Annotated in this window: 26 protein-coding genes; 20 read left to right on the top strand and 6 right to left on the bottom strand. The window is 36.0% G+C overall.

The features are described from left to right. Nucleotides 1-13: 13 nt before the first annotated feature. The 4 genes from hutI to AC2YJL_RS15965 all read left to right on the top strand — a co-directional run bounded on the left by hutI (nucleotide 14) and on the right by AC2YJL_RS15965 (nucleotide 3052). Nucleotides 14-1303, top strand: coding sequence for an imidazolonepropionase (gene hutI, locus AC2YJL_RS15980; RefSeq protein ID WP_369360814.1), 1290 nt, complete (start codon nucleotides 14-16; stop codon nucleotides 1301-1303). Beyond that, on the top strand, nucleotides 1278-2261 hold the full coding sequence (locus AC2YJL_RS15975; protein ID WP_230932296.1) for an agmatinase family protein: 984 nt from the start codon (nucleotides 1278-1280) through the stop codon (nucleotides 2259-2261). The genes hutI and AC2YJL_RS15975 overlap by 26 nt, the downstream gene beginning before the upstream one ends. A 191-nt stretch (nucleotides 2262-2452) precedes the next feature. Further along, the gene (locus AC2YJL_RS15970; RefSeq protein WP_050689098.1) at nucleotides 2453-2884 is read left to right on the top strand and encodes a MarR family winged helix-turn-helix transcriptional regulator; all 432 of its coding nucleotides are present in this window, start codon (nucleotides 2453-2455) and stop codon (nucleotides 2882-2884) included. A 3-nt stretch (nucleotides 2885-2887) separates the two neighbouring features. After that, nucleotides 2888-3052 carry a hypothetical protein gene (locus AC2YJL_RS15965; protein WP_230932298.1) on the top strand — a complete coding sequence of 55 codons (165 nt, stop codon included), beginning with the start codon at nucleotides 2888-2890 and terminating at the stop codon, nucleotides 3050-3052. Between the two features lie 85 nt (nucleotides 3053-3137). Here the strand turns inward: AC2YJL_RS15965 and AC2YJL_RS15960 are convergent, their stop codons facing one another. Then, nucleotides 3138-4076 carry a nucleoside hydrolase gene (locus AC2YJL_RS15960; protein WP_230932299.1) on the bottom strand — a complete coding sequence of 313 codons (939 nt, stop codon included), beginning with the start codon at nucleotides 4074-4076 and terminating at the stop codon, nucleotides 3138-3140. A gap of 39 nt (nucleotides 4077-4115) precedes the next feature. Further along, nucleotides 4116-5186 carry an isocitrate/isopropylmalate dehydrogenase family protein gene (locus AC2YJL_RS15955; RefSeq protein ID WP_230932300.1) on the bottom strand — a complete coding sequence of 357 codons (1071 nt, stop codon included), beginning with the start codon at nucleotides 5184-5186 and terminating at the stop codon, nucleotides 4116-4118. A 422-nt stretch (nucleotides 5187-5608) separates the two neighbouring features. Between AC2YJL_RS15955 and AC2YJL_RS15950 the strand changes: the two genes are divergently transcribed. The 9 genes from AC2YJL_RS15950 (at nucleotide 5609) to AC2YJL_RS15910 (ending at nucleotide 17677) form a co-directional block, all read left to right on the top strand. Then, the gene (locus tag AC2YJL_RS15950; RefSeq protein WP_230932301.1) at nucleotides 5609-7030 is read left to right on the top strand and encodes a YfcC family protein; all 1422 of its coding nucleotides are present in this window, start codon (nucleotides 5609-5611) and stop codon (nucleotides 7028-7030) included. 63 nt (nucleotides 7031-7093) lie between these two features. Then, nucleotides 7094-8266: a beta-aspartyl-peptidase gene (gene iadA, locus AC2YJL_RS15945; RefSeq protein ID WP_230932302.1), complete on the top strand. Its 1173-nt coding sequence runs from the start codon at nucleotides 7094-7096 to the stop codon at nucleotides 8264-8266. 93 nt (nucleotides 8267-8359) lie between these two features. Beyond that, entirely contained in the window at nucleotides 8360-10912 is a 2553-nt protein-coding gene (locus AC2YJL_RS15940; RefSeq protein WP_230932303.1) for a cyanophycinase, read from the top strand. Nucleotides 10913-11128: 216 nt separating this feature from the next. Then, nucleotides 11129-13174, top strand: coding sequence for a sigma 54-interacting transcriptional regulator (locus AC2YJL_RS15935; RefSeq protein WP_487374810.1), 2046 nt, complete (start codon nucleotides 11129-11131; stop codon nucleotides 13172-13174). Between the two features lie 424 nt (nucleotides 13175-13598). Continuing rightward, entirely contained in the window at nucleotides 13599-14867 is a 1269-nt protein-coding gene (locus tag AC2YJL_RS15930; RefSeq protein ID WP_195694860.1) for an MFS transporter, read from the top strand. Next, nucleotides 14867-15253 carry a MerR family transcriptional regulator gene (locus tag AC2YJL_RS15925; protein ID WP_230932307.1) on the top strand — a complete coding sequence of 129 codons (387 nt, stop codon included), beginning with the start codon at nucleotides 14867-14869 and terminating at the stop codon, nucleotides 15251-15253. The genes AC2YJL_RS15930 and AC2YJL_RS15925 overlap by 1 nt, the downstream gene beginning before the upstream one ends. 441 nt (nucleotides 15254-15694) lie before the next feature. After that, nucleotides 15695-16267 carry a GNAT family N-acetyltransferase gene (locus AC2YJL_RS15920; protein WP_050689087.1) on the top strand — a complete coding sequence of 191 codons (573 nt, stop codon included), beginning with the start codon at nucleotides 15695-15697 and terminating at the stop codon, nucleotides 16265-16267. Between the two features lie 51 nt (nucleotides 16268-16318). Further along, nucleotides 16319-16768, top strand: coding sequence for a GNAT family N-acetyltransferase (locus tag AC2YJL_RS15915; protein WP_230932308.1), 450 nt, complete (start codon nucleotides 16319-16321; stop codon nucleotides 16766-16768). A 144-nt stretch (nucleotides 16769-16912) separates the two neighbouring features. Beyond that, nucleotides 16913-17677 carry a methyltransferase domain-containing protein gene (locus AC2YJL_RS15910; protein ID WP_230932309.1) on the top strand — a complete coding sequence of 255 codons (765 nt, stop codon included), beginning with the start codon at nucleotides 16913-16915 and terminating at the stop codon, nucleotides 17675-17677. Nucleotides 17678-17891: 214 nt separating this feature from the next. Here the strand turns inward: AC2YJL_RS15910 and AC2YJL_RS15905 are convergent, their stop codons facing one another. Continuing rightward, the gene (locus AC2YJL_RS15905) at nucleotides 17892-18536 is read right to left on the bottom strand and encodes a YczE/YyaS/YitT family protein (protein WP_487374809.1); all 645 of its coding nucleotides are present in this window, start codon (nucleotides 18534-18536) and stop codon (nucleotides 17892-17894) included. Between the two features lie 116 nt (nucleotides 18537-18652). Between AC2YJL_RS15905 and AC2YJL_RS15900 the strand changes: the two genes are divergently transcribed. Both AC2YJL_RS15900 and paiA read left to right on the top strand, forming a co-directional pair. After that, nucleotides 18653-19105: a MarR family winged helix-turn-helix transcriptional regulator gene (locus tag AC2YJL_RS15900; protein ID WP_098248902.1), complete on the top strand. Its 453-nt coding sequence runs from the start codon at nucleotides 18653-18655 to the stop codon at nucleotides 19103-19105. A gap of 19 nt (nucleotides 19106-19124) precedes the next feature. Next, a complete protein-coding gene (paiA, locus tag AC2YJL_RS15895; RefSeq protein WP_098578970.1) occupies nucleotides 19125-19649 on the top strand; it encodes a spermidine/spermine N(1)-acetyltransferase in 525 nt (174 codons plus the stop codon). A gap of 285 nt (nucleotides 19650-19934) precedes the next feature. Here the strand turns inward: paiA and AC2YJL_RS15890 are convergent, their stop codons facing one another. After that, on the bottom strand, nucleotides 19935-20516 hold the full coding sequence (locus tag AC2YJL_RS15890; RefSeq protein WP_230932311.1) for a DUF2087 domain-containing protein: 582 nt from the start codon (nucleotides 20514-20516) through the stop codon (nucleotides 19935-19937). A gap of 331 nt (nucleotides 20517-20847) precedes the next feature. Between AC2YJL_RS15890 and AC2YJL_RS15885 the strand changes: the two genes are divergently transcribed. After that, on the top strand, nucleotides 20848-21516 hold the full coding sequence (locus tag AC2YJL_RS15885; protein WP_230932312.1) for a type 1 glutamine amidotransferase domain-containing protein: 669 nt from the start codon (nucleotides 20848-20850) through the stop codon (nucleotides 21514-21516). Between the two features lie 122 nt (nucleotides 21517-21638). Here AC2YJL_RS15885 and AC2YJL_RS15880 read toward each other — a convergent pair whose 3' ends face one another. Further along, nucleotides 21639-21833 carry a hypothetical protein gene (locus AC2YJL_RS15880; protein WP_025749210.1) on the bottom strand — a complete coding sequence of 65 codons (195 nt, stop codon included), beginning with the start codon at nucleotides 21831-21833 and terminating at the stop codon, nucleotides 21639-21641. A gap of 232 nt (nucleotides 21834-22065) precedes the next feature. Here AC2YJL_RS15880 and AC2YJL_RS15875 point away from each other — a divergent pair, with 232 nt between their 5' ends. From AC2YJL_RS15875 to AC2YJL_RS15865, 3 genes are read left to right on the top strand one after another with little or no spacing between them, the layout of a single operon-like run. Next, a complete protein-coding gene (locus tag AC2YJL_RS15875; RefSeq protein ID WP_251567755.1) occupies nucleotides 22066-22530 on the top strand; it encodes a hypothetical protein in 465 nt (154 codons plus the stop codon). A gap of 49 nt (nucleotides 22531-22579) precedes the next feature. Further along, complete coding sequence (locus AC2YJL_RS15870) at nucleotides 22580-22939, top strand: hypothetical protein (RefSeq protein WP_251567757.1); 360 nt, start codon at nucleotides 22580-22582, stop codon at nucleotides 22937-22939. Nucleotides 22940-22968: 29 nt separating this feature from the next. Next, nucleotides 22969-23163 carry a DUF6980 family protein gene (locus AC2YJL_RS15865; RefSeq protein WP_025601776.1) on the top strand — a complete coding sequence of 65 codons (195 nt, stop codon included), beginning with the start codon at nucleotides 22969-22971 and terminating at the stop codon, nucleotides 23161-23163. Between the two features lie 93 nt (nucleotides 23164-23256). Here AC2YJL_RS15865 and AC2YJL_RS15860 read toward each other — a convergent pair whose 3' ends face one another. Continuing rightward, nucleotides 23257-23649 carry a bleomycin resistance protein gene (locus AC2YJL_RS15860; protein WP_230932315.1) on the bottom strand — a complete coding sequence of 131 codons (393 nt, stop codon included), beginning with the start codon at nucleotides 23647-23649 and terminating at the stop codon, nucleotides 23257-23259. 82 nt (nucleotides 23650-23731) lie between these two features. Between AC2YJL_RS15860 and AC2YJL_RS15855 the strand changes: the two genes are divergently transcribed. Further along, entirely contained in the window at nucleotides 23732-23920 is a 189-nt protein-coding gene (locus AC2YJL_RS15855; protein ID WP_230932316.1) for a hypothetical protein, read from the top strand. The last annotated feature ends 976 nt before the right edge of the window (nucleotides 23921-24896 follow it).

Here is a 24896-nt window from a genome sequence, read left to right as displayed (position 1 = left end):
AGGAGGGGTACGTATGACTATTACGTATATCAAATGCGCTGCACAAGTCATTACGGTTAAAGGAGGAAGTCAGCCTAGACGATCGGAGGAAATGTCAGATCTAGGAATCATTGAAAATGGCAGCGTACTCGTGAAAAATGGAAGAATTGTATTTGTTGGGCCTGACGTCAAAGCGCAGGAATACCTTGAGCATATCCATGAACCTATTAATATAATTGATGCCAAAGGAAAAATCGTAACGCCTGGGTTGATTGATCCCCACACTCACCTTGTGTTTGGCGGCAGTCGTGAAAAAGAATTAGAAATGCGCTTGAACGGGGCAAAGTATATTGATATTTTAAAAGCGGGAGGAGGAATTTTACAAACAACCGTTAGTACACGACAAGCAACGGAAGAGGAGCTGATCAAGCAATCTACAAAACGTTTAAATAAATTTCTGCAGTACGGAGTTACAACTGTCGAAGCCAAAAGCGGGTACGGTTTAAATCTTAAAGATGAAATCAAACAATTAAAAGTAGCGAAGAAACTGAATGAACAGCATCCGGTAGATGTTGTTTCAACCTTTATGGGAGCTCATGCGGTGCCAGTTGAGTACAAAGGAAATGAAGATGAGTTTGTTCGTTTCGTTATCGAAGAAATGATACCAATCGTTGCAAAAGAAGAGCTAGCGGAGTTTTGTGATGTATTTTGTGAAGAAGGCGTGTTTACAGTTGAACAGTCAGAGCATATTTTACAAGCTGGAAAAGCATACGGACTAAAACCTAAAATCCACGCCGATGAAATTGTGTCTTTTGGCGGGGCAGAATTAGCGGCTAAAGTGGGAGCTGTGTCAGCGGATCATTTGTTAAAGGCATCAGATCAAGGAATTAAGCAAATGGCTGAAAGCGGAGTTATAGCCGTTCTATTGCCGGGTACTGCATTCTTTTTAATGGAAGAGCCGGCGCGTGCTAGAAAAATGATCGAAGCAGGAGTGCCTGTTGCTTTGTCTACAGATCGAAACCCAGGGTCTTCTCCTACGGAATCGCTGCCGTTTATTATGAATTTAGCTTGTTTAACGATGAAGATGACGCCAGCAGAAGTTTTAACCGCCTGTACGATTAACGCGGCTCATGCCATTTGCAAAGGGGATCAAATCGGAAGTATTGAAGTAGGTAAAAAAGCCGATTTAGTGCTATTTGACGCTCCCAATTACCAAACGCTGCAGTATAACTATGCCGTAAATCTTGTAGACACGGTATTAAAAGATGGAAAAGTTGTGGTTGAAGGCGGTGTTTTACATGAACTATCCGTACCCACAGCTTGATCGACCGCCTTTTTGCTGGCAGCGTCAAAGTACTTCTGATCCCAAAGTAAGTGATTGGATTCAGACAGTTGAAGATGGGAGCAACGTCGACTTTACATCGATAGATATTACGGTCTTGGGTGTGCCTCTTTCAAGATCTTCCATTAGCGCTTCTGGAGCCAGTGAGACGCCAATAGCCATGAGGAAGCTCTGGAAATCCTTTAACCCGTATCATATTGAGTATGATACGGATTTGACTTCCTTGTCAGTGCTGGATTTAGGAGACGTCAAACAGCACGTCACGGATATTGGGAAGTCTCATCAGTATATAAAAGAAGCGATGATATCTATGCGGAAATGTCATCCGCATGCGCTGCCTATTATGCTTGGAGGAGATCATTCTATTACAGCTATGTTAGTAAAAGGGTGGAAAGAGTCATATCCCGAACAGAAAATAGGGATTTTACAGTTTGATACGCACTTTGACTTACGCAGCTTAGAAGATAACGGTCCTTCTAACGGGACCCCTATACGAAATTTAATCGAAAGCAACACGATTGATGCAGCTCATGTATGGAATATCGGACTTCACGGGTTTTATAATTCAAAATCGTTAAAGGAATATGCAGATAGCAAAGGCGTTCATTATGTAACGTTACTGCAAGCAAGAAAAGCAGGAATAAATCGTACCGTGAAAGAAGCATTAAAACAGCTGAGCAAAGAGGTAGATATGATCTATTTAACAATTGATATGGATGTGTTAGATATCGCTTACGCACCGGGAGTTCCAGCAGGAACGACAGGCGGAATGAGGACAGATGAGTTATTTGAAGCAGTATACACCGCCGGGAGTCATCCCCTTGTTCAAGCAATGGATATTGTATGCCTAGATCCGCTGCGTGATGTAGGAGAAATTACCGTGAAAGCAGGCGTACACGTGTTTTTGAATTTTTTAACAGGTGTTGCAAACAGAAAGTAAGGAAGTGTGCTTCCTTACTTTTTTATATGGCTATTTTTATAAGATTCATAAACGATTGTTGAGAGTGGGATAAAATAATTTTAGAAGTGTGTATAGGTTTTAGTAAATATATTTTTACTAAAATAAACGATTTTTATTTTTTTTTATTCAAATTTAGTAATAATATATTTACTAAAGAAGGTGGATATCTCATGAAGGAAAAACTGGCTAAGGAATATATCGCTTTAATACCGGTTTTATTTGAAAACTTCAAGAACTTAAACAAGAATGAAGTGAAATTAACACATTTACAAAATCACGTAGTTGAATTTATGTATATGAAAAAAAGAGATTTGAATATTAAGGAAATTAGTAATGGATTAAATATTGCCAAACAACAGTTAACGAATGTTATCAGTGAATTAGAAAATGAAGGATATTTAATCAAAATGCCTGATCCGCGGGATAAGCGTGCAGTTTTAGTCTCATTAACGTCTAAAGGAAAAAGTATTCAAGAGGAAAAATGGAGAGGGATTTATAGTAACTTTCATACAAATCTTGCGAAGTTAAATGTCGAAGAGCAAATAGACCTGCAGTTCGCTCTTCATAAATTAAATGTTTTATTAAAAAAGATGGAGGGATAAATCATGAATCAAAGAGAGCGAATTTCACTCATTAGTGTAGGCGTTATGGGCGGGATAGTAATGGGAGTAATTTATAAAGATATATCAAACTATTTAATTACAGGTATTATTATTGCTTCAATCATTACGGTAATGCTCAATCAAAAAGCGAAAAAAACAGCTAGATAGTATGAATAAAAGTAAGTCAGCACCAGCAAGTTGCGAACTCGACGTTCTGGTGCTGACTTTATAAAACCTATCTTCTAGATGAACATTACGAAGCCGAATATGTGTTAAGAGCCTCAATCATTAAATCCCAAAAACCATCTACATCAAGGGTTAAACCAAACTTCGCATTTGCTTTCCTTCCTGTAACTCCAAGTAAATCAACTGAAGTTGTTCCAGCGGTGTATTCTCCGCGTGTTTCTACTACGATATTAACTTTCTTTAGCGTAAATAGTTCTGGAGCTATGCAATAAGCAACGGTTAATACATCGTGAACAGGAGGACCATCAAAGCCAAACGTTTCTTTATAGGCAGATTTAAAAAATGCTAATAATTCACCCACCTTTTTTGCTACGTTATTATCAATGTTCATCACTTGGTTAATAACATTATCTGTTGCAACGGCTTGATGCGTAATATCTAACCCCATTACTACGAGTGGGATGCCGCTATCAAACACTTTTTTAGCCGCTTCTGGATCTGCCCAAATATTAAACTCAGCCGTTGGCGTCCAGTTCCCGAAGGTTCCGCCGCCCATAAGGATAATCTCTTCAATGTTTTCTTTCATTTCTGGAGCTTTTATTAAAGCTAAAGCAATGTTCGTTAAAGGACCGGTAGGCAAAAGCGTAACGGGATCTTCTGACTCTTTGACCATTCGTATAATAGTATCTACTCCGTGTTCTTCGCTCCAGCTGCGAGAGAGCGCTGGGAACTCAGGGCCGTCTAATCCTGAATCCCCGTGTATACTAGGCGCATTTTCACGTCTGCGCATCATTGGTTCGCTTGCTCCTTTTGAAACCATCACGTTATGTAACGATACTAAATCACACACTTTCAAAGCATTCATCGTCGTTTTTTCAATTTCTGCGTTTCCTGAAACAGTTGTAATCGCTAAAATATCTAATTCCGGTCGTGCGGCAGCCAAAATGATAGCAATAGCATCATCATGACCTGGATCACAGTCCATAATAATCTTTCTTTTTTTCATTATGATCACCTCTATAGAATGGATAAATTGCTGTTAATTTTACATGGATTTTATTTTTTCTAAAATAGCTTCTGTAAACTCCGACGTAGAGGCATGTCCGCCTAAATCTTTCGTTTTCACTTCAGCTTGGAGCGTTTGATAAAGTGCGTGTTCTACTGTAGCAGCCACTTCTGTAAGTTTGTGATCCGCATGTTTTTCAGCCAACCATTTCAGTAGCATGGCTGCTGAAGAAATAATACCGGTTGGGTTTGCTATGTTCAAACCTGCGATATCTGGCGCAGAACCATGAGCTGCTTGTGCCATAGCGATATGTTCATTTGCATTAAGAGAAGGGGCTAATCCTAAGCTTCCTACAAGCTCGCCGGCTAAATCTGAAAGAATATCACCGTACATGTTTTCTGTCACAATGACATCGAAATCGGCTGCACGACGTACGAGATGAGCAGCCATGGCATCGATATGGTAGTCGTCTACTTTTACTTCAGGGTATTGCTCAGCTACTTCTCGACAAACGTTTAGAAATAGTCCGGTACTTAATCTTAAAACATTTGCTTTATGTACGATTGTTACTTTTTTACGACGCTGCATAGCCAATGCAAAAGCTTCACGCGCAATTCTTTCTACGGCTTTTCGCGTAAATACGCCCGATGTCACCACAACGTCTTTTGTAATCTGCCATTCGCCGTGTCCAGAATACATATTACGATCGGCATAAAATCCTTCTGTATTTTCTCGGACGATCACTAAATCTGCTTCTTTCACGACGCTTTTAATGCCTGGCATTGTTTTAGCAGGGCGAATATTTGCGTAAAGATCTAAACTGTGACGAAGCTCTCCGCTAGGATTACGCTTTTCTTTGTGTTCAAGAGGGTAAGCCGCAGAATCGTGCGGGCCAAGTATCCATCCGTGCGTACGTTTTAAAGCATCTATCGTTACTTCTGGAAGAGGATCATTATATTGTTTAATTCCTTCCCATCCCATCGGCAGATGAATCCACTCCATTTTTACTCCTGCTTTGCAAGAAGCATTTTTAACTACCTTAACTGCGGCATCGACAATCTCCGGCCCGATGCCATCACCCCCCAATACCCCGATACGATAAACAGTCATTGTTTTGAACACCCTTTCATTATGCGCAATGCTTTTATAAATAGCTTGAAGGTTTATAGTATTAATCTACTTAAAGAAAAGACAATAATAAAATAGTATTTTTTTATGTTTATAGATTAAATTCTTTTATCTTTCTTTTTGCAGCTTTTTAAAAAAGAACTAGCTAATGCTTCGTGCTCCAGATTTTCTATCAACTAACATCTTAATTGGCGCTGTTAATTTTTTAAAAACACCCAATTAACCCCTAAAATACGATTTAATTATATCATAATTCAGAAAATTAAACGGTTCTACGTTGGCACGAAAATTGCTTGTACTGTATATGAGGAATACAAAAGAAAGGAGCAATATGTAGTCGCAGATAAGGAAGCTGCTTTTAAAGAACTTAAAGTTATTATTTCACAATGAAGGGGAGAAGAAGAATGAGTGAACCGCAAAAGGAAATGAGTTCATTAAATCAGGTACGGAAAAAAGAGAGGAAAATAAACGTTTTTGCTTTATTGTTAGGCTTTCTTGTGATTGCTACCATTTTAACGTATATCTTGCCAGCTGGAGAATATGCGCGTGTAGAAGTAGACGGGAGAACAACGGTAGACCCTCAATCGTTTAAATGGATTGATTCTACACCTGTTGGATTCTTTGATATGGTCAAAGCAATACATACAGGAATGGTAGAAGGAGCCGACATTATCTTTTTTGTATTAATTATCGGCGGTTTCTTTGGTGTACTAAGCGCTACGGGGACAGTAGATGTATTAATTACAACGATGGCTAAAAAACTTGCCACCCGAGAAAAATTATTAATTCCTGTTATGATGTTATTTTTTGCAGTAGGCGGTTCTTTAATGGGGATGGCGGAAGAAACGCTAGCCTATATTCCTCTTTTAATTCCCCTGGCACTTGCTCTTGGATTCGATGCATTAACAGGGACTGCTATTGTTTTAATTGGCGCATCGGCTGGTTTTACTACGGCAGTTATGAATCCATTTACAGTGGGTGTTGCACAAGGAGTAGCAGAGCTTCCTATGTTTTCTGGAATGGGCTTTCGACTCATCTTGTTTGTAGTTGTTTACGCTGTTTCAGTTTGGTTTGTCTACCGATATGCGATGAAAGTGAAAAAAAGTCCTTCTATTGGGACGTACGGAAAATACAGCATAACCAGCGCAAATAAACTTTTAAACTCGGATGCCAAGTTAACTAGAAAGCATAAATGGATTATGGCAGCATTTCTTGTTAACTATGTAATTCTTGCTTTTGGGGTTATTAAGTACAAATGGTACATTACTGAAATTGCCTCTTTATTTGTCATTTTGACAGTTGTAATTGGGATTATTGGAAGGCTCTCTGTTGAAAATACGGTTAAGTCGTTTACAAACGGGGCAGCAGCACTAGTTGGAGGAGCGCTTGTTATCGGAGTTTCTCGTGCTGTTCTTGTTGTTTTAAATGGAGGACATATTGTAGACCCTATGCTTCATCAAGTATCTGGAGCTATTCAGCATATTCCGGGATATTTAAGCGTCATCGGAATCTATAACTTCCAAGCGTTAATTCATCTTATTTTAGCATCTGGAACAGGTCATGCGATGCTGACGATGCCAATCATGACGCCTCTTGCAGATTTGCTTGATATTACAAGGCAAACAGCAGTATTATCTTTTTCTTTTGCAGATGGCATTGGAAATATTATCTTCCCGACGGCTGGAACATTAATGGCTGGTTTAGCGATTGCGGGAATTTCATGGACAAAGTGGGCCAAATGGGTGTTGCCGTTAGTCCTTATTCAATATGTGATTGGTTTAATTGCCGTTGTGATTGCTTATTTTATTAATTACGGACCATTTTAAGCATTAAAATTATATAGAAAAATGTTATTCGTAAGTTGAGCTTACTAGTAGGAGGAATAGAAGTTGTTAACCTTAATTAAAAACGCAGAAGTATATGCACCAGAGTATTTAGGAAAAAAAGACGTATTGCTTGCAGACAACAAAATCATCCTTATAGAAGATTGTATTGATCATGTAAATACGTCCATTCCTATTCATGTTGTAGACGCTGCTAATGATATTATAGCTCCTGGGTTTATTGATTCACATGTTCATATTATTGGCGGAGGAGGAGAAGGAGGATATAAAACACGCACGCCTGAACTAATGTTAACGGATGCAACGACTGCCGGTGTTACCACTATTGTAGGTGTACTTGGAACAGATGGTACAACAAGAAGAATGGAAAGTCTTCTTGCTAAAGCAAGAGGATTAGAAGAAGAAGGAATTAGCTGCTTCATTCACACAGGTTCCTATCAAATACCAGTAAAAACGTTAACTACCAGCATCGAAGAAGACCTTATTTTAATTGATAAAATTATCGGAGTAGGTGAAATTGCCATTTCTGATCACCGTTCCTCTGAACCGACATTTGAAGAACTGGGGAAGGTGGCTTCCGCTGCCCGCAATGGAGGGATTTTATCAGGGAAAGCTGGAATATTAGAAGTTCATGTAGGGGATGGAAAACGGAAATTATCTTTATTAAATCAAATCGCAGATGAAACAGACCTGCCAATTCGTCAGTTTCATCCTACACATATTAATCGAAATGAAGAACTGTTTAAAGAAGGGATTCAATTTGCAAAACGAGGCGGATATGTAGATTTTACGACCAGCACCATTCCCCATTTTTTAGAAGAAGGCGAAGTTAAGTGCAGCAAAGGGTTACGCATCATGCTTGAAGAAAAAGTTTCGATCTCGAGTATTACGTTTTCATCCGATGGACAAGCAAGCCTGCCGTTTTTTGATGATAACGGAGACTACAAAGGGCTTCAAGTTGGAAAAGTGTCTTCTTTATTTCAAGAAGTACGAGATGCAGTACTAGAAGAATCAGTGCCTTTAGAAATAGCTCTTCAAGTCATTACATCTAACCCGGCCAAAGTATTAAAACTATCCAACAAAGGGCATATTCAACCTGGAAAAGATGGAGATTTAGTCCTTTTAGATAAAGAGACACTAACAATTAAAACAGTTTTTGCTCAAGGTAAAGTAATGGTAAAAGACGGTGTCCCTGTTGTGAAAGGAACGTTTGAATAACAGGTTTTAGACATCATTTAACGAAAGTATCGCGGAAAGGATACGAGCTAATTAGAGAAAGCTATTAAAATGTGCGTGGAAAGGATCTTTCAAATGAAAAAGAAACTTGTTTCATGTCTTATCAGCTTTACATTACTTTCTTCTTTGAGTACACCGCTGCTTGCAAAAGCACAAGAAAATACTGGAGACATTAAAGGCAGCCTTGTTATTGCAGGCGGAGGTGTAGGGACATCTAATCACGATGTATATGAAAAATTCCTCTCGCTTGCTGGAGGAAAAGAAAAAGCAAAAGTAGGGATTATTCCAGCTGCCAGCACAACGCTGCAGTCTTCTAAAAAGTTTAAGGAAGACCTCGTAAGATACGGAGCAAACTCAGATTCTATTAAAATTCTTCCCGTTTCAAATCACGATTTTTCTGACACACAAAAAGATGAATCGACTTGGAAGAATCAAGTAAATGATAAGAAGTTATCCCGTACGATTAAAGGACTAACGGCAGTTTGGTTTGTTGGAGGAGATCAAACCAAAATTGTGGATTCTCTTCGTCAAAATAATGGAAGTGATTCTGAAGCGTTAAAAGCTATTTGGGATATATATCGTAAAGGAGCAGTAATCGGAGGCACAAGTGCAGGAGCTGCAATTATGAGTGACGTCATGATTACAGGAGGAGACAGTCTAGGAGCGTTAAAAGAAAGTGTAGAACACAAGGGAAATAAACATGTAAGCGAAAACCAACGCAGTCAAAAAGAGTACGAGCCTCTGTCAATTCAAAAAGGGCTGGGGTTTTTCCAACGAGGCATAATTGATCAGCACATGGATGAACGAGCACGACTTGGGCGACTTGCAGTAGCTGCATATACTTCTGAACGTGACAAAGAAAAAAACTTTGCATACGGTGTGGATGAAGATACGGCTATGATTGTTAACAATAAGGATCAAAAGATTGAAGTTGTTGGACGAAGTGGAGTAGCCGTCTTGGATATGAGCAAAGCTAAGCTTGTATCTAAGCAGAAAGCTCGTTCAGGATTAGAGAATATAAAGGTTAGTTACTTATCTCCTGGAGATAAAATTAACTATCATTTAAAGTCATTTGAATTTCCAAAAGAGAAAGTAGAAACGAAGGGATTTGAATATTACTCGTTTAACGCACTGCCTGCTACGGGTGTTTTTACGCCATATGGAAGATTAAAGGCTTATTTATCCTATTCTCTTGTTGACAATAAATCGATGAACTCTGCCAACAGCTATGTTTATGACAGTAAAGGGTCGGGATATGAAATTGCTTTTCAAAAGGATAGTGATACAAACGGCTACTGGAGATATACTGACGGACAAAAAGATGACTATTCCATTGTAAATGTCAGAATGGATATTACGCCTAAAACCTTCAAATTCCAACCGGATAGAAAAACTAGTTTAACGTATAAAAAGCCTACTTTTTCTTCACCTGAAAGTCCTGCATACGATTCGATTAAAGGTAATCTCTTAATTGCAGGAGGGGCGCTTGGCAGCAGCAATTCAAGCGTGTATAACAAGTTTATTAATCTTGCAGGAGGAAAACAAGCCAAAATAGGAATTGTGCCTGCAGCGAGTACTAAGTTCGACTCTTCTAATCAGTTTAAAAGTGATTTAATTAAATACGGAGTGAAAGCAGAAAATATAGAAATTTTACCTATTTCGAATCATGACTTTAAAGGAACTTCTGAAAATGAGTCGACCTGGAAAACAAATATGAACAGTGATAAACTAGCGAAAAAAGTTAAAGGGCTAACGGGTATTTGGTTTGTAGGAGGAGATCAAACCTTGATTACGGGCTCCTTGCGTAATGAAAATGGCTCGGACTCAAAAGTTTTACAAGCTATATGGCATACGTATAAAAACGGGGCAGTACTTGGCGGCACGAGCGCCGGCGCGGCAATTATGAGTAATACTATGCTCGCAGGCGGAGATAGCTACGGAGCGCTTTCATACGGATTTACAAACACATATGATGATATGACTCAGCAAGAAGGCGGGCCTGCTTATTTGGAAAAAGGTCTTGGCTTTTTCCAACACGGTCTTGTAGATCAGCATTTTGATAACAAAGCAAGACTCGGACGTCTTATTGCAACAGCATATGAAAAAGGAAATAAAAATCAGCTTTCATACGGAATTGATGAAGATACTGCTATGGTGGTAAATAATAAAGAAAAACAAATAGAAGTTGTGGGAAGAGGCGGTATTACGCTAGTTGACTTAGCGCAGGTACAGGCAAATGACAAATTTCCGAGTGATTACAAAAATATTCTTATCTCTTGTATCACTCCAGGCGACAAAGTAAATCTCACAACAAAAGACATTGTAATAAATCCAGCTAAAACATCTACTAGAAAAAATGAATACTACAGTGAAAAGGTTGGAGCAAATACAGGTCTTTTCTCTCCGCACGGTGTATTAAGAAAATTTTTGGCTTACGATCTTATTGATAACGCTCAGAATAAAGAAATAAAGAGCTATGCGTTTAACCAAAACAAAGGTTTTGAGCTTACCTTCCGAAAAAGCGCTGAAAGCAATGGTTATTGGGCTTATACAGACGGTCAAAAAGACGATTACTCCATTGTAAGGGTAGCCTTAGATATCAAACCAATAAAAGTAGCTATTAAATAAAAAGAAAATAGAAAGTAAAATGCACTTAGCACTTGATCATGTTGTACCTCCACCTATTAAAGTGGAGGTGCTTTTTTCTACTTGTTTTTATTTGCACTAGGGACAAACATCCGCTAGATGAAATGCACGGCAAAGTATAAAATGATAGGTACAGTATTCCAGGACTAATCTCTGAAGGCAAGTTAAGCTAAAGCCCTGTAGAAAGGTGTTTATACAATGAAAAAGAAATTAGTTTTAATAACAGGAAGCAAGCAAACTAGAATCATTTTACTTAACCAATTAAAAGAGTTATTAGGCGATTACATTTTTATTGAATGCTTTGCGGTTGACGAAGAGTTACCGAAAAAAATTGATGGCAATGTTGTACTCTACTCATCAGAGAGTATAAAGAACGAAATGATGGACAGATTAGACGTTCAGCATGCACATGAAATTGTAGGAAATAGAACGATTCACCACAAACATATAAATGAATTGCTGAAAATTCCTGCCCATACTAAAGTATTAATTGTAAACGATGACGATAAAGAAACTCTTAAGTTAATAGAATCTCTCTATCAAGTAGGTATTAATCATGTTCAGTTTATTCCTTTTAAAAAGCAAAAGACCTATTACGAAGGTGTGGAAATTGCTGTTTCTCCAGGTGAGATTCACTTATGTCCGCCATATGTAAAACATGTAATTGATATAGGTGTTAGGCTTTTTGATATGGCGACCATTTTTGAACTTATAAAGTCATTTGGTTTTAATCAGTCTAATCATTCGATTATTTGGGATCGCTATTTACGAAATATTATTGAGCTGCAAAAAAAACTAATAGAAGCAGAAGGGCAAATGAAAGAACTTCACCTCCATGTAAAGAGTGTTGTAAATGTAGTAGAAGATGGTATTCTTGCCGTGGATTTCAATAAAAGAATTACGTTATTTAATAAAAGGTTAGAATCATTGTTTCAGCTATCTTCTTCTGAAGTTGTAAATCGTGAAATTCAACATGTTATCTCTAACGACGGCCTTGTGGAGTTTATTATGTCTTCCGACGAAAAAAGTCAGTACTTTAACATAAACGGGTACGAAATGGTTATCTATAAGTCTATGATTCAGGAAAGCAATACTACGGTAGCAACGTTTAAAAGTGTGAATCAAGCTGTTGAAATAGAAGGAAAGGCGCAGTCAGAACTTAGAAAAAACGGCTTTTCTGCTAAGTATGATTATCAAGATATTATCGGAGAACACCCAGCTTTGCTTAAAACGATTGAAATTTCCCGGAAAATGGCGGTTACTGAGTACCCTATTTTAATTCAAGGAGAAACCGGTACAGGAAAAGAGCTGTTTGCTCAGGCTATCCATAATCATTCTACACGTAAAAACGGACCGTTTCTTGCCGTGAATTGCAGTGCCATGACCGATACATTGCTAGAAAGTGAGCTGTTTGGGTACGAAGAAGCCAGCTTTACAGGAGCCCAAAAAGGCGGTAAAAAAGGGCTGTTTGAGAGCGCTGATAAAGGTACGATCTTCCTGGATGAAATTGGTGATATCAGTCCGCGTTTACAAACTCAGCTTTTAAGAGTGCTTCAAGAAAAAGAAATTAGACGGGTAGGAGGGACAAGAGTTATTCCCATCAATGTAAGAATAATAGCAGCTACTCACAACAATTTACTACATAAAATGAAAGAAGGGTTGTTTCGAGAAGATTTGTACTATCGTTTACACGTATTATCTTTAACGATTCCTCCGCTGAGATATAGAAGAACCGATATTTCTTTACTGATTCATCACTTTATTTCTAAATCAAAAATGTGGACGCATATTCATCCAGAAGCGATGAAGCTGCTTATCGAATATGAATGGCTAGGAAACATAAGAGAATTAAAAGGAGTCATCGAGTATTTGCTTACTGTCTGCGATGAAAACGAAGTGAAAGCAAAAGACGTAGAATATAGGCTTAGTAGTCAAAAAGAGGAGCACACTTTACATGAAGTCGAAAATGAATCGGTTGACTTGATCGAACTTCAAGAAAATCACGCTCTGTTAGAAACGATAAAGCAGTGTAATGATACAGGAAAAGCAGCAAGCAGAAAGTGGATTGCACAGCATTTGAAAGGCGTTACGCTTACAGAACAGCAGGTGAGAAATCGTTTGGATGTACTAGAAGAAAAAGAGTATATTATAAAACGCAGAGGCAGAGCAGGAACGAAAATAACAGAAAAAGGACTGCATTATCTATATCATTTAAAAACAAAACAGCACTTAATCAATCCTTAATATACGGAAGAAAGGGAAACTTCACTAATCAAGTTTCCCTTTTCTATAAAATAGTGTCGTCATAGACTTGGCGTTTACGGCTGATTTCCTCCGTATACTTTTCCTGTAGAGGAAGTAATAACACCGCCGTTTACGTTTAAAGTATAAGCTAATCCTCCAGAACCTGTCCAAGTGGAAAGATTAAAAGTGCTGCCATTAAATAGTTTATAGATAGAAATCCCCTAAAAGTGCATCCCTCATTGAAAAATAACCTTTAAAAACTTAAAATTGTAATAGAAAGGAAAAACAAGGATAAAAAGAAGAGCTGTCCGCAATAGCGACTTATTTATCAAATAGACCTTCATTCTATCAATATCTTCATCTCTTAAACATTTTCCACCAGCATTTCTACGCAGAAAAATTATACATGAGAGGATCTGTCAAAATGAACAAACAGGAAAGTAGCTACAGATGGGTTGTTTTTGGAACCGCTTTATTAGCATATTATTTGATTGTCAGTCAACGAACAGCCCCTGGACTTATTACAGAACAGTTAATGAAAGATTTTCACGTTTCAGCGTCTGTTATAGGATTAATGACTAGTATACAATTTTTAGCATATGCAGGTCTTCAGATTCCTATTGGTTTACTTTCTGACCGATACGGTCCCAATCGATTTTTGATTATAGGGTCGCTTTTAACTGGAATAGGAAGTCTTATCTACAGCACGGCTCCTAACGAATATGTGTTAATTTTCTCTCGTTTACTAGTCGGTACGGGAGACTCCATGATTTTTGTCAATTTAGTGTTAATTTTAAGTCAGTGGTTTAAGGGAAATGAGTTTGTAAAGCTATTAGGTTTAATTGGGCTGGTGGGAAGTGTAGGTTCATTATCAGCTACCGTGCCTTTGTCTATGTGGATTTCATTTGCAGGCTGGAGAGTTCCTTTTCTTAGCATAGGTCTAGTTTTAATAGCGGTATCCTACCTGCTTTATGTCGTTTTGGTGGTAAAACCTAAACGATTATTTCAAGAGGATGCTACAGCAAATAAATCCTCTGTTAAGACTCCGGAAAGCGTATGGGCGATCCTAAGGAGAGTGATGACGACTCGTCAAGCCTGGGCAACATTTCTTTGTCATTTTGGTGTAGTTGGTACATATATCGGTTTTATTGGTTCTTGGGGAGTTCCTTATGGAATGAATGTGTTCCATTTATCCCGCGCTGATGCAAGTCAGCTTATTATGTATGGTCTGTTTGGCGCTATGATTGGCGGACCTTTAATCAGCTGGATATCAAGCAGGTTAAACTCCATTAAAAAAATTTATTCACTTATTCACCTTATTGTGGTGCTTAGCTGGACTGGATTATTATTATCTGGAGTGAAACCTTCATTCATGCTAGTCGTTATTTTGCTTTTTATCATCGGCTTTGGAAACGGCGCAAGCGCTTTGACATTTGCCGTAGTACGTCAATCCTTCTCAGTAAAAGAAGTAGGAGTTGTATCAGGTTTTGCCAATATGGGAGGCTTTTTAAGCGCCGTATTATTACCTAGTATTTTCGGAAATGTCCTGGATTTATTCCCTGAGCGTTCGCTGCATGTTGGTTATCATTATGCTTTTATGATTCCCATTTTGTTTTCAATGATGGGTTTGTTAGGTGTCTTACTAATTAAAGAAAAGGGAAAAAAGGAGCAGAAAGTGCTGAATGCTTCTTAATGTCTTATACAATGAGAGACATGCAAGAAAAAACGGGGCTGTCTGCACCCACTCTGCGATACTACGAAAAGGAAGGTATTTTACCGTTTGTCGAACGAAATGAACATGATCAGCGTCTATACAATGACCAGAATATCGAGTGGGTCAAGTTTATTTTAGCCTTACGTGCAACAGGGATGCCTCTTGCTGAAATCAAGCAGTATGTAGAGTCATATAAAAAAGGAGAAAGTACCATCAGCGAACGTAGAAACATGATGCTTCAGCATAAAAAGAAAGTGGAAGCAGACATGTCGCAAGCCTACCTGCATCTAGAACGAATTAATTATACACTTGCGCTGTATGATACGTTGGAAGCTGGTTTAAACAATAAACAAATAAAAATTTAAATGCTGATAACAGAGAATCCTGTTCATACACAAACTATACAGGTGTTAAAAACTGCGAAACAAACAAAACAAGATAACTGCATAGTTATCTTGTTTTGTTTGTTCTATTCTAGTATGTACTGCTTAAATAAAGAGCTACATCGCGAATTGCTTCATCTTTTTCTCCTTATTATCTCATTTAGACTAGTTAGAAAAGAAGTCTTCATTACTAGCTTTCATTCCTTTAATTTTTAGAACTAACAAAGATAAAAGAAATGACAGTGCTGATTTAAAAATGAAGTTATGCGTGTTTTTTTTACTCATTTCTAGACAAATATTTAGAATTAAAAAGGAATTCAGTAATAATAAAAGAAAGTTCTTACTAGGGGTTATTTAAATTAGATAAAGCTGTGAGAAAAGCTCCGTTTAGTTAATGAATGGATAAGAGGAGGGAAGGTACAGGTGTCAAATTATTTTCCCGTAATTAAAACAAAAAGGCTTATCCTAAGGGAATTTGAAACAGAAGACGCAGGTAGTATTTTAAAATACCTATCCGATAAAGAAGTAATGAAACACTACGGTCTAGAGCCTTTTACAACGGTTGAGGATGCTTTAAATGAGATTGCGTGGTATAAATCAATCTTAAATCAAAAATCTGGAATAAGATGGGGTATTACTCTTAAAGAACAGGACGACATTATTGGCAGCTGCGGGTTTCTTAATAGAGTTCATAATCATTACCGTGCAGAAATTGGATATGAGCTAAGCAAAGATTACTGGGGGAATGGGATTGCTAATGAGGCATTGGGCGCTGTTATAAAATATGGTTTTACACATTTTAATTTGCGGAGAATTGAAGCATTAATAGAGCCTGCTAATGTTGCTTCACAAAAATTAATAAAAAAGCATGGCTTTATAAAGGAAGGCCTATTAAGAAGCTATGAATTTACGTGTGGAAAATTTGATGATTTGTATATGTATTCGTTATTAAAACAAGATTTTGATAGGATTCCACCACATGAAGGGAATATCTAGACATCGTTATTAAGAATACGAATAACATAATGACAGATAAGGGGAAAATGTATGGCTCATTTTAATGTTAATATCGTTCACTATCATCCTCAATTTGCTGAGCAAACGGTAAAAATGTGGAGAGATAGTAAAGAAAAAGCGATTGAACAAAAGGAAATGCATAGTTTTGACCGTCATGTCTATTTTTTAAATCATATATTGTCAGCACACTATAAAATTGAATTAGCGTTAATGGATGAACAAATAGTAGGAATGATTGCTTATCATGCTGACGAAATTAGCCAACTGTACGTTCATGTGGATTATCAAGGAGGAGGAATCGGACAGCGTTTACTCGAAAGAGCCAAGACAGAATCAAATGGAAAATTAATATTACGTACATTTGAACGAAATAAAAATGCCCAGAGGTTTTACGAGAAACACGGCTTCAGTATTATAAAAAGAGGATGTGAAAACGAAGAGAAACTCCCCGATATTACATATGAATGGACAAATAAATGAAGCATACGTAATTTTAATAAAGGAGCGGTTAGTGTGAATACGTTAGCACATGAAACATAACAACGCTGTCTATATGTCCGTGGTCCGCCTTTTACTAGTTTAGGATAGATGATTAATGCTAGCTATAAAAAGGAGGAGTTCAATATGATAACGGACAAACATTTTTTTAATGCTGTAAACAATACAAATAATGTTGATTTTACTGGATGGGATTTTTCTATTATTACTCGTACTGGTCGTATGGATAGCGACATGCTTTCGTGGTCATACGGAAGTGAAGCTATTCGTCTTATTCAAAACTCTAATGCCGCTTTAGATATGGGAACAGGAGGAGGAGAATTTTTATCTTTGTTACAGCCTTTTCCTCGCGTTATGTACGCTACAGAAGGATACAAACCTAACATTCCAATCGCTAAAAAACGTTTAGAACCGCTTGGTGTCAAAGTTGTTGAACGAACTGAAGACAAAAATTTACCGTTTAAAGATGATACATTTGATTTGATTTTGAACCAGCACGAATCTTTTTGTGCTTCAGAAGTAAGCAGGATTTTGTCAAAGGAAGGCACGTTTTTCACGCAGCAAGTGGGAGGGTTAGACTGTTCACGAATCAATGAATTTATAGGGGTTCCAATAAATAAAGAGTTTTGTAATTGGAATTTAAAGAAAGCAATAGAAGAGCTTAAACAAAGTTCTTTTAACATCACTTCTTTCAAAGAAGAGTTTCCTGTACAGAGATTTTATGATATTGGAGCGCTCGTCTTTTATTTGAAGGCAATTCCTTGGCAAGTTCCTAATTTTGATATAGAAACATATATCGAAGGGTTGTATAACATACATGGAATTATACAGTCTAAAGGTTTCTTTGACGTAAAACAACATCGTTTTACTATTAAAGCTGAAGCAAAATAAATAGTTAATCAAACAGAGAAAGCCGATCTCTAACTGGAGACCTGCTTTCTCTGTTTTAATTATGTAAACTGCTTCTTTATACTTATCTTCATACAATACAATCATTGATTAATAATAACTCCTTTCCTTCATTAAATGTTTCCTCCTCATTGCTCTTATTATATCTAGTACTATGGTGCAAATCTATTATAATAGTTGAGTAATAAAAATGTATCTATATGGAACGCTTGTTATCTTGAATATGATTTTGTAAGGTATGAGATTTTGGTAATATACAGTCTACTGCTTTTTTTGTAATAGGCATAAAAAAATTAAGCAGCATGCCGCCTAAAAGCACGGTTAATAACGTTCCTACACCAATGGGTCCGTTTAAAAGCATCGCAGCTAGTAAGAATGTGAGGTAAATAAGTGTTCTTGAAAGTAATAAGTTTGTTTTAGCTAGTTTTTGTATGATTAATGTTAAGCGGTCAATTGGAATGGGTGCAAAATTTGTATGTAAATAGGCTGAGGTTCCTACACCTATAATGATTAAACCAATTCCAAAACAACATAATTTGCTGTACCACATTTCAAAGGGAGCCCAATTCTGTAATAAAAAAAGCCATACATCAATACCAAGACCCGTTATGAATGCTGTTAACAGTCCCAGTACTTCCGGCTTTTGTTTGCTTAAAAGGGCATTACCACAAATTAATACACATGCAAGTATAATTTCCCAGCTTCCAACGCTAAGGCCTACGTTTAGGGATAGTCCAACTAAAAGTGCATCAAAAGGTGAAGCCCCTAGGCTGGATTGGATCGTTAAAGAAATTCCCAGAGTTAATAGTAAAATTCCTCCTACATAAATAACATATTTCACTGTAATCAGCCCCTTTATCCACTATTTTTTGTTGCAAATGCAACTATTTTAAGGTACATTAAACTTATATTATTTTTATTGTATTTGCAACAAAAATATGTGCAAAGGAGATATTTATGAGTGAAATTCTGCGTGAAATTGGAATGATAGCAAGAGCATTGGATTCGATTAGTAATATAGAATTTAAAGAGTATGACCTGACTAAGGGGCAGTATTTGTATTTAGTGCGAATATGTGAAAATCCGGGAATCATTCAAGAAAAGTTAGCTGAGATGATAAAAGTAGATCGAACAACAGCGGCTCGGGCTATAAAAAAGCTTGAAATGAATGGTTTTATTGAGAAGAAAGACGATCTCCGCAATAAAAAAAATAAAAACCTTTTTCCAACTGAAAAAGGGAAGAACGTATATCCGTTTATAAAAAGAGAAAATGATTATTCGGATAAAGTGGCATTAGAAGGTTTTACCCAGGAAGAAACAGATACCATTCTTAAGCTGGTTCAAAGAGTAAGAAAAAATATAGAAGCAGACTGGGAGTTTGTCAAAAAAGGAAACAAGAGAAATTATTGAGGATATAAAGGAGAGGCGTATGTCAGTGATGATGGATATAAAAAAGTGTACTCTTGAAGATGTAAATCACCTTCAAGATATTAGTTACAAAACATTTAATGAAACGTTTAAAGATCAAAATTCACCTGAAAACATGAAAGCTTATTTAGAAAAAGCATTTACAGTGGAACAGCTAGAAAAAGAACTATCAAATACGTCCTCGCAATTCTTTTTTATGCATGTTAATCATGAAATTGCAGGTTATTTAAAGGTTAATACGGATGATGCTCAGTCTGAAGAGATGGGGGAAGAAGCGCTTGAAATTGAAAGAATTTATATAGGTAACAGCTTTCAAAAACAAGGGCTTGGTAAACATTTATTTAATAAAGCAGTAGAGATAGCAACGACACTTAATAAAAAGAAAATTTGGTTAGGTGTATGGGAAAAAAATAAAAATGCGATTGCTTTTTATAAGAAACAGGGATTTGTTCAAACCGGATCTCACTCGTTTTACATGGGAGACGAAGAACAAATAGACTTTATTATGGTTAAAACACTTTTATAGTTTTTTAAAAGATAAATAAAGTACGATAAGGATTATTGACTAATTTAGTTGGTAGAGGATAATCCTTATTGCATACAGAGGTTTTATGATTTTTTTTCAAAGCAGATGCTTTTAGGGTAAGCAGTAAGCAAACTAATATGGCTGCTGTGCGAGCACATAGGAGAATGAAATTAATGTTACATGCTTACCAAAACGTTTTTACTTTAATTCTATTTGAAATAACATAGACTAATTAGATATATATCGAATTAGAAAGCTTAAAAAATGAACGTTTTTACGTCCATTTTAAAAGATAACGGGCCACATCTCTTTTGGATTTAACTCGTATTCTCCATTTTGCCTATACATAAAATGCTGCATAATTAACTCTCTGCGAATCGTCGCATAATCTTCATGATATTTTTTTATATGTTCATTCAGTTCTTTCTCTTGATACGTTTTTCCGTGCTGTAAATCGCGTATTAAATAGGCTAATATTACGTTCTTTTTCTTTCTTTGACTTGGAATGATCTTTAAATTACCGTCACTGTTTATAAAGTTTTTAACAATCGATAATTTGTCTTTATCCTGTAAATGGTTTTCTTGATTTTCCATCGAATCCTCTCCAATATTCAAAATAGCCTTCGAGTTATATTCGAGTCTTTCAAGGTCTAGATAAAAATAAATAATGTTCCCTTGTCTTCTTTGATAAATAATTCCTACATCTCTTAGCTTTGAAATGTGATGAGTAATAGTTGAAGGCTGTAACCCCAGCTTATAAGCAATGGCTTGCCCATGAAGAGGCCCTTTTTTTAATAGTGAAATAATTCTAATCCTGGTAGGATCACCAACGGCTTTATGATAATTCACCAACTTATCTAATTGCATAGCTTACTACCTTCTTTCCCTAATTCGATATACATCTAATTAGATAATAATCGAATTAGATGTATATGTCAAAAAAGTGAAAATATTTAAAGTGATCACTTTTCACACTGCATATAAAAAATCTGCTCTGTATAGTCTTCAAACTATAAAAAAAGCGTCTATTTTTTCGTATAATTTAACCATTGTTTTTACCTGTTCTTTTTATTATTAAGAAAAAGTTACCATGTTTTCATCAAATAATACCGGGGAACATATTCAAAGAGATAAATGAATTATTAAAGGTACATGTATGTAAATTATAAATAATAAATGAAAAAGGAATGAGTAAATCATGACAGGAAATTCAAAAATTTTAATGGTTGTTACAAATGGACATACAATGGAAAATGGAGAGCTTGCTGGAATTTGGCTTACAGAATTCTCTGAAGCATATTTAGAATTTAAGAAAGAAGGATATGAAGTAGTCGTAGCAAGTCCAAAAGGCGGTAAATCACCTGTGGATCCTAACAGCTTAACAGATGATGTGACGGACGAAGACAAAGAAGCAGGAAAACTTTTAGAGAATACAAAATCATTAGCTGAAGTAAGTTCACAAGACTTTGCAGGCATGTTTGTACCTGGAGGGCACGGAACAATGTTTGACTTTCCAGAGGATACGCACTTACACCGTTTGTTAACAGAATTTGCTGAAGACGACAAGCTGATTGCGGCAGTATGCCATGGACCGGCAGCTCTTGTAGGAGGAAAGCTTAAAAACGGTGAGCCGATTGTAAAGGGTAAACGTATTACAGCGTTTACTGATTCAGAAGAGAAAGATACAACCTTAGATAAATACATGCCGTTTCTTCTTGAAACAAAGCTTCGTGAGCTAGGCGCTGAGTTTATTGCAAAAGATAATTGGAGCGATCATATTGAAGTAGACGGAAAGCTTTTAACAGGACAAAATCCACAGTCTACTATCAGCCTCGCAAAAGAATTTGTGCGTGCTTTAAACGCGTAAAAGTATGTATGACCTTAATAGGAATGTCTCATGATTGTTTGAGACATCCCTATTTTCTTTAGGATGAAATAAAATAGGAATTAAGGAAAATAAAAAGGGCAGCTATCTAAATAGCGGCCCTTTTATTTATTAGAAGGTTTATTTCTGAAAATGTATGTAGTAATTCCTGTCACAATGATAACAGCTACAACACAAATGATCAGACGAACAATCTGTGTCACAAAGATATTATCTGCAATGCTCATGTTTTTGGTTAAAATTAACGTTCCATAAGCAGCTAAGACAGATAAAAACATATTGACGATTCGTTGAGCCATGTTGTTTTTACTCCTTTCGCTTCACTACTTTACACTTTAACATATGTGTTCGCTGTAAAAAATATTGAATTACAAGTATGTCAGAAAATCAGCACTCCAGTAAAAGAATCTACTTGTAAGGAAGTAGATGATATCATATTAGTTATGACGACTAAAGCTCAGAGAAGGAAATAAGATTTCTTTAGTCGAATTTAACATGCTTGTATTATTTTTTTAGATAGGTGGGAAAAGCTTGTTTGATAAATTAAAAAAGCTATTTATGGATAAACAGAATCAGGAAACAGATGACAAATATATTTTAGTCCCTGAGAGTGAAATAAATGAGAATTTAAAAAGAGATATAGTAAAGTTGGAAGAAGTAGGAGAGGCATACTGCAAAAGTCTTCAGCACAAATATAGAAATAAATTTGAACGTGAGGACAAGCAGAACTTAAAAATATGGATGTGTCGGGATATTGATGGCGACCAACTACCAAATCTAAGTTCGGAGCAGTGTTTAGAAAAAGAATATCGTTCCCAAGTGGCAATAAACTTTGATGGGTTTACAGATGAAGAAGATGCACACGTTCATTACATCCAGTTGTGGTATTACTTTAGTGGGTATTTTAAAAGGACAGGCACTTTGTATGATTTGTCAAAAAATCATTTAAAAGATGATATTGAAGAAAAGTTAAAAGAATTACTGAACCAATTATAGATTTCTACTTAGCACTAAGATTATTTGTTAATACACAGGGGGAAGGAATATGAGGGGGCGGCCAGAGTTAGAAATAGAAAGGGAAAAAGTTTATAAAACGAAAAAAAATCCTAATGGAACATTTATAGCGCGAATTATTCAAGTGCCTAAGGAAGAAAATATGTTAGATTTTATTCTAGAAATCAAAAATTTAAAGAAAAAGGAACTTTCTTATAGAAGTTTATTAGTAAGGACTGAAAACTGGTACTATTCTTTTCGTCTTGCTAGAGGAGATCTGAAATGGGTATCTTTGCATACAGTAGCGGTATGGGATCGGCTAGGACATAAATTAGTTGAGGTAGCGGCCCCAACCGGTAAGGAAAATTATCGTATTTCCGATGAACACTGTTCAGTTTACCGAGAAAAGTAATAGTGACCATATAGTTAAGGAGAAAACGAATGAAAAAGCATTGCTGCGATTACATGAATTATCATGCGAACTTTACGTGTGATATTCATAGTGATCCGTTTGATTGTCCAGATAATCTTATCTTATTTGATAAAACAAATAAGGAATACGGTTTAATTATCCATGATGGTGGTTCATCCATCATTGGAATTTCATTTTGCCCATGGTGTGGTGCGAAGCTATGAATTAAGAAATGAAGAGGCGTCTTTTGTTTAAGAGATCCTCTTCACTCTTGGAACGGGGGATAAAATCATGAACGTAAATTAAAAATAGTTTTATTATTTTATTGAATAACCCTGAGAAAATCTTAGCAAGTAGCCATCTGGATCTTGAACTATAAATTCTTTTTGAGTGAAGCCACTATAGTTATTCATCATAGCGTCTCTAAAAAGTGAAATATTATGTTTCTTTAAGTTTTGTAAAATAACCTCTATATTTTCTACTTCAATTTGAAAATTAATCCCTCGCCCATATGGGTATTCAAGTTCACCAGTTTCCCAGTGACCATTACATTGTTCAATCATCATTTGTGCTCCATTTAGTGAAATAAATGCAAATTGGTCTTCTGGACGTTCATATGCAAGCTCAAATCCAAGTATCTCTAAATAAAATTCTTTTGATTTATAAATATCTTTTACGGAAAGTTCTGGTATTAACTTATTAAATTTCATGTAATCGCTCCTTTGTTTATAGGGCTACTAATTGTTTTAATAATACCGTATAGATGTAAAATACCGAAATGGGGGATTATACTTGGTCTTACGTTATCTAGCTATGTTATCAGGATTAGGAATTGTTTTATTAAACCTTTTTGATCCTATACATCAAGGGGGTACGCGCTGGTTGATGGTCATCTGCGGTTTATTCATCTTTAGTAGCCATTTAAAATTCATCTTAGATAAGAAATCGAAAACAACGGATAATCAAAAGAAGACCTACTAATAAGAATTTCTTTTGATGTTGTACCTTTAATAATTATGTAAATGAAAAACCTAAAGAATATGTAGTAAAGAAATAAAAAAGAAAATTATATGTTATAATAATCATAAATATCCAAATAAAGGAACATTATGTTGTTATGAATCGTAAATTTAATTCTTTATTTATAGTCTATCCTATCGTTTTCTTTGTAGTGCGTACTGTTTTTTCTTTTGTGAAAAATAGCGCTGCGGAATCTGTCTATGAGACGTTAGCTATAATCGCCATGTATTACTTTGCAGCTAGTGTTTTCTATTCGATCGACTTGTATATGCAAAAGAAAAATAGTTAATAGATTAGAAATCATAAGCTCAACATTGAGTTTTCTTTAGATGACAAGGACAAAGTTGGAGGCATTTTGGTTCAAAAAATAAATAATTAAGATGAGTAATACTTATTTTTGCTGCAGCTTTTAATATGTACTCATTTATGTAAATTGAGTATGTTTGAGCTATAAATCTAAAACAAATAAACAGAAAGGTTTTTTTCCTATTGAGTACGTTTACTAAAGTAGTACCGTCAGCTTTTATACTTCTCTATATAGTATTTTTCTTTTTAGATATTTCTTATCATTATGGTGTTTCTTATTCATATAGCTTTTTTCTTTTTTTATTTTTGTCATTAATATCTCTAGTTTTATGTTTAGTAATATGGTTTAAGGACAGGGAACGTCTTTTTCTATTTTTGGCTGTAGTTTCAATCCTTCAACTTACATTTACTGTCTTTATTTATCTTTTGCCAGAAGCAGGAACTAAACCACTAATTTATGAAAAAGTAATCACAAAAGAAGATGTTTTACATAAATAAGCGTACACAAAAAAACTTGAAGAATGTGTATCTAGTATAAGGTTATTAAAGAGATCCCCTTACATAAAGAGGATCTCTTTGATGCAGGTGTTTGTAATAGTAATTATATTAACTAGCGTTGTATACTTCTTCA

The organism is Priestia sp. SRI_019, from assembly GCF_057586255.1.
Note: the sequence above shows the minus strand (reverse complement) of the source record. Positions and strands in the feature narration are given on the sequence as shown.

Excerpts from the sequence above, each read along its gene's own strand:
- hutI (WP_369360814.1), top strand. The coding sequence starts at position 14 with ATGACTATTACGTATATCAAATGCGCTGCACAAGTCATTACGGTTAAA.
- AC2YJL_RS15975 (WP_230932296.1), top strand. The coding sequence starts at position 1,278 with ATGAACTATCCGTACCCACAGCTTGATCGACCGCCTTTTTGCTGGCAG.
- AC2YJL_RS15970 (WP_050689098.1), top strand. The coding sequence starts at position 2,453 with ATGAAGGAAAAACTGGCTAAGGAATATATCGCTTTAATACCGGTTTTA.
- AC2YJL_RS15965 (WP_230932298.1), top strand. The coding sequence starts at position 2,888 with ATGAATCAAAGAGAGCGAATTTCACTCATTAGTGTAGGCGTTATGGGC.
- AC2YJL_RS15960 (WP_230932299.1), bottom strand. The coding sequence starts at position 4,076 with ATGAAAAAAAGAAAGATTATTATGGACTGTGATCCAGGTCATGATGAT.
- AC2YJL_RS15955 (WP_230932300.1), bottom strand. The coding sequence starts at position 5,186 with ATGACTGTTTATCGTATCGGGGTATTGGGGGGTGATGGCATCGGGCCG.
- AC2YJL_RS15950 (WP_230932301.1), top strand. The coding sequence starts at position 5,609 with ATGAGTGAACCGCAAAAGGAAATGAGTTCATTAAATCAGGTACGGAAA.
- AC2YJL_RS15940 (WP_230932303.1), top strand. The coding sequence starts at position 8,360 with ATGAAAAAGAAACTTGTTTCATGTCTTATCAGCTTTACATTACTTTCT.
- AC2YJL_RS15935 (WP_487374810.1), top strand. The coding sequence starts at position 11,129 with ATGAAAAAGAAATTAGTTTTAATAACAGGAAGCAAGCAAACTAGAATC.
- AC2YJL_RS15930 (WP_195694860.1), top strand. The coding sequence starts at position 13,599 with ATGAACAAACAGGAAAGTAGCTACAGATGGGTTGTTTTTGGAACCGCT.
- AC2YJL_RS15925 (WP_230932307.1), top strand. The coding sequence starts at position 14,867 with ATGTCTTATACAATGAGAGACATGCAAGAAAAAACGGGGCTGTCTGCA.
- AC2YJL_RS15915 (WP_230932308.1), top strand. The coding sequence starts at position 16,319 with ATGGCTCATTTTAATGTTAATATCGTTCACTATCATCCTCAATTTGCT.
- AC2YJL_RS15910 (WP_230932309.1), top strand. The coding sequence starts at position 16,913 with ATGATAACGGACAAACATTTTTTTAATGCTGTAAACAATACAAATAAT.
- AC2YJL_RS15900 (WP_098248902.1), top strand. The coding sequence starts at position 18,653 with ATGAGTGAAATTCTGCGTGAAATTGGAATGATAGCAAGAGCATTGGAT.
- paiA (WP_098578970.1), top strand. The coding sequence starts at position 19,125 with ATGTCAGTGATGATGGATATAAAAAAGTGTACTCTTGAAGATGTAAAT.
- AC2YJL_RS15890 (WP_230932311.1), bottom strand. The coding sequence starts at position 20,516 with ATGCAATTAGATAAGTTGGTGAATTATCATAAAGCCGTTGGTGATCCT.
- AC2YJL_RS15885 (WP_230932312.1), top strand. The coding sequence starts at position 20,848 with ATGACAGGAAATTCAAAAATTTTAATGGTTGTTACAAATGGACATACA.
- AC2YJL_RS15880 (WP_025749210.1), bottom strand. The coding sequence starts at position 21,833 with ATGGCTCAACGAATCGTCAATATGTTTTTATCTGTCTTAGCTGCTTAT.
- AC2YJL_RS15870 (WP_251567757.1), top strand. The coding sequence starts at position 22,580 with ATGAGGGGGCGGCCAGAGTTAGAAATAGAAAGGGAAAAAGTTTATAAA.
- AC2YJL_RS15865 (WP_025601776.1), top strand. The coding sequence starts at position 22,969 with ATGAAAAAGCATTGCTGCGATTACATGAATTATCATGCGAACTTTACG.
- AC2YJL_RS15860 (WP_230932315.1), bottom strand. The coding sequence starts at position 23,649 with ATGAAATTTAATAAGTTAATACCAGAACTTTCCGTAAAAGATATTTAT.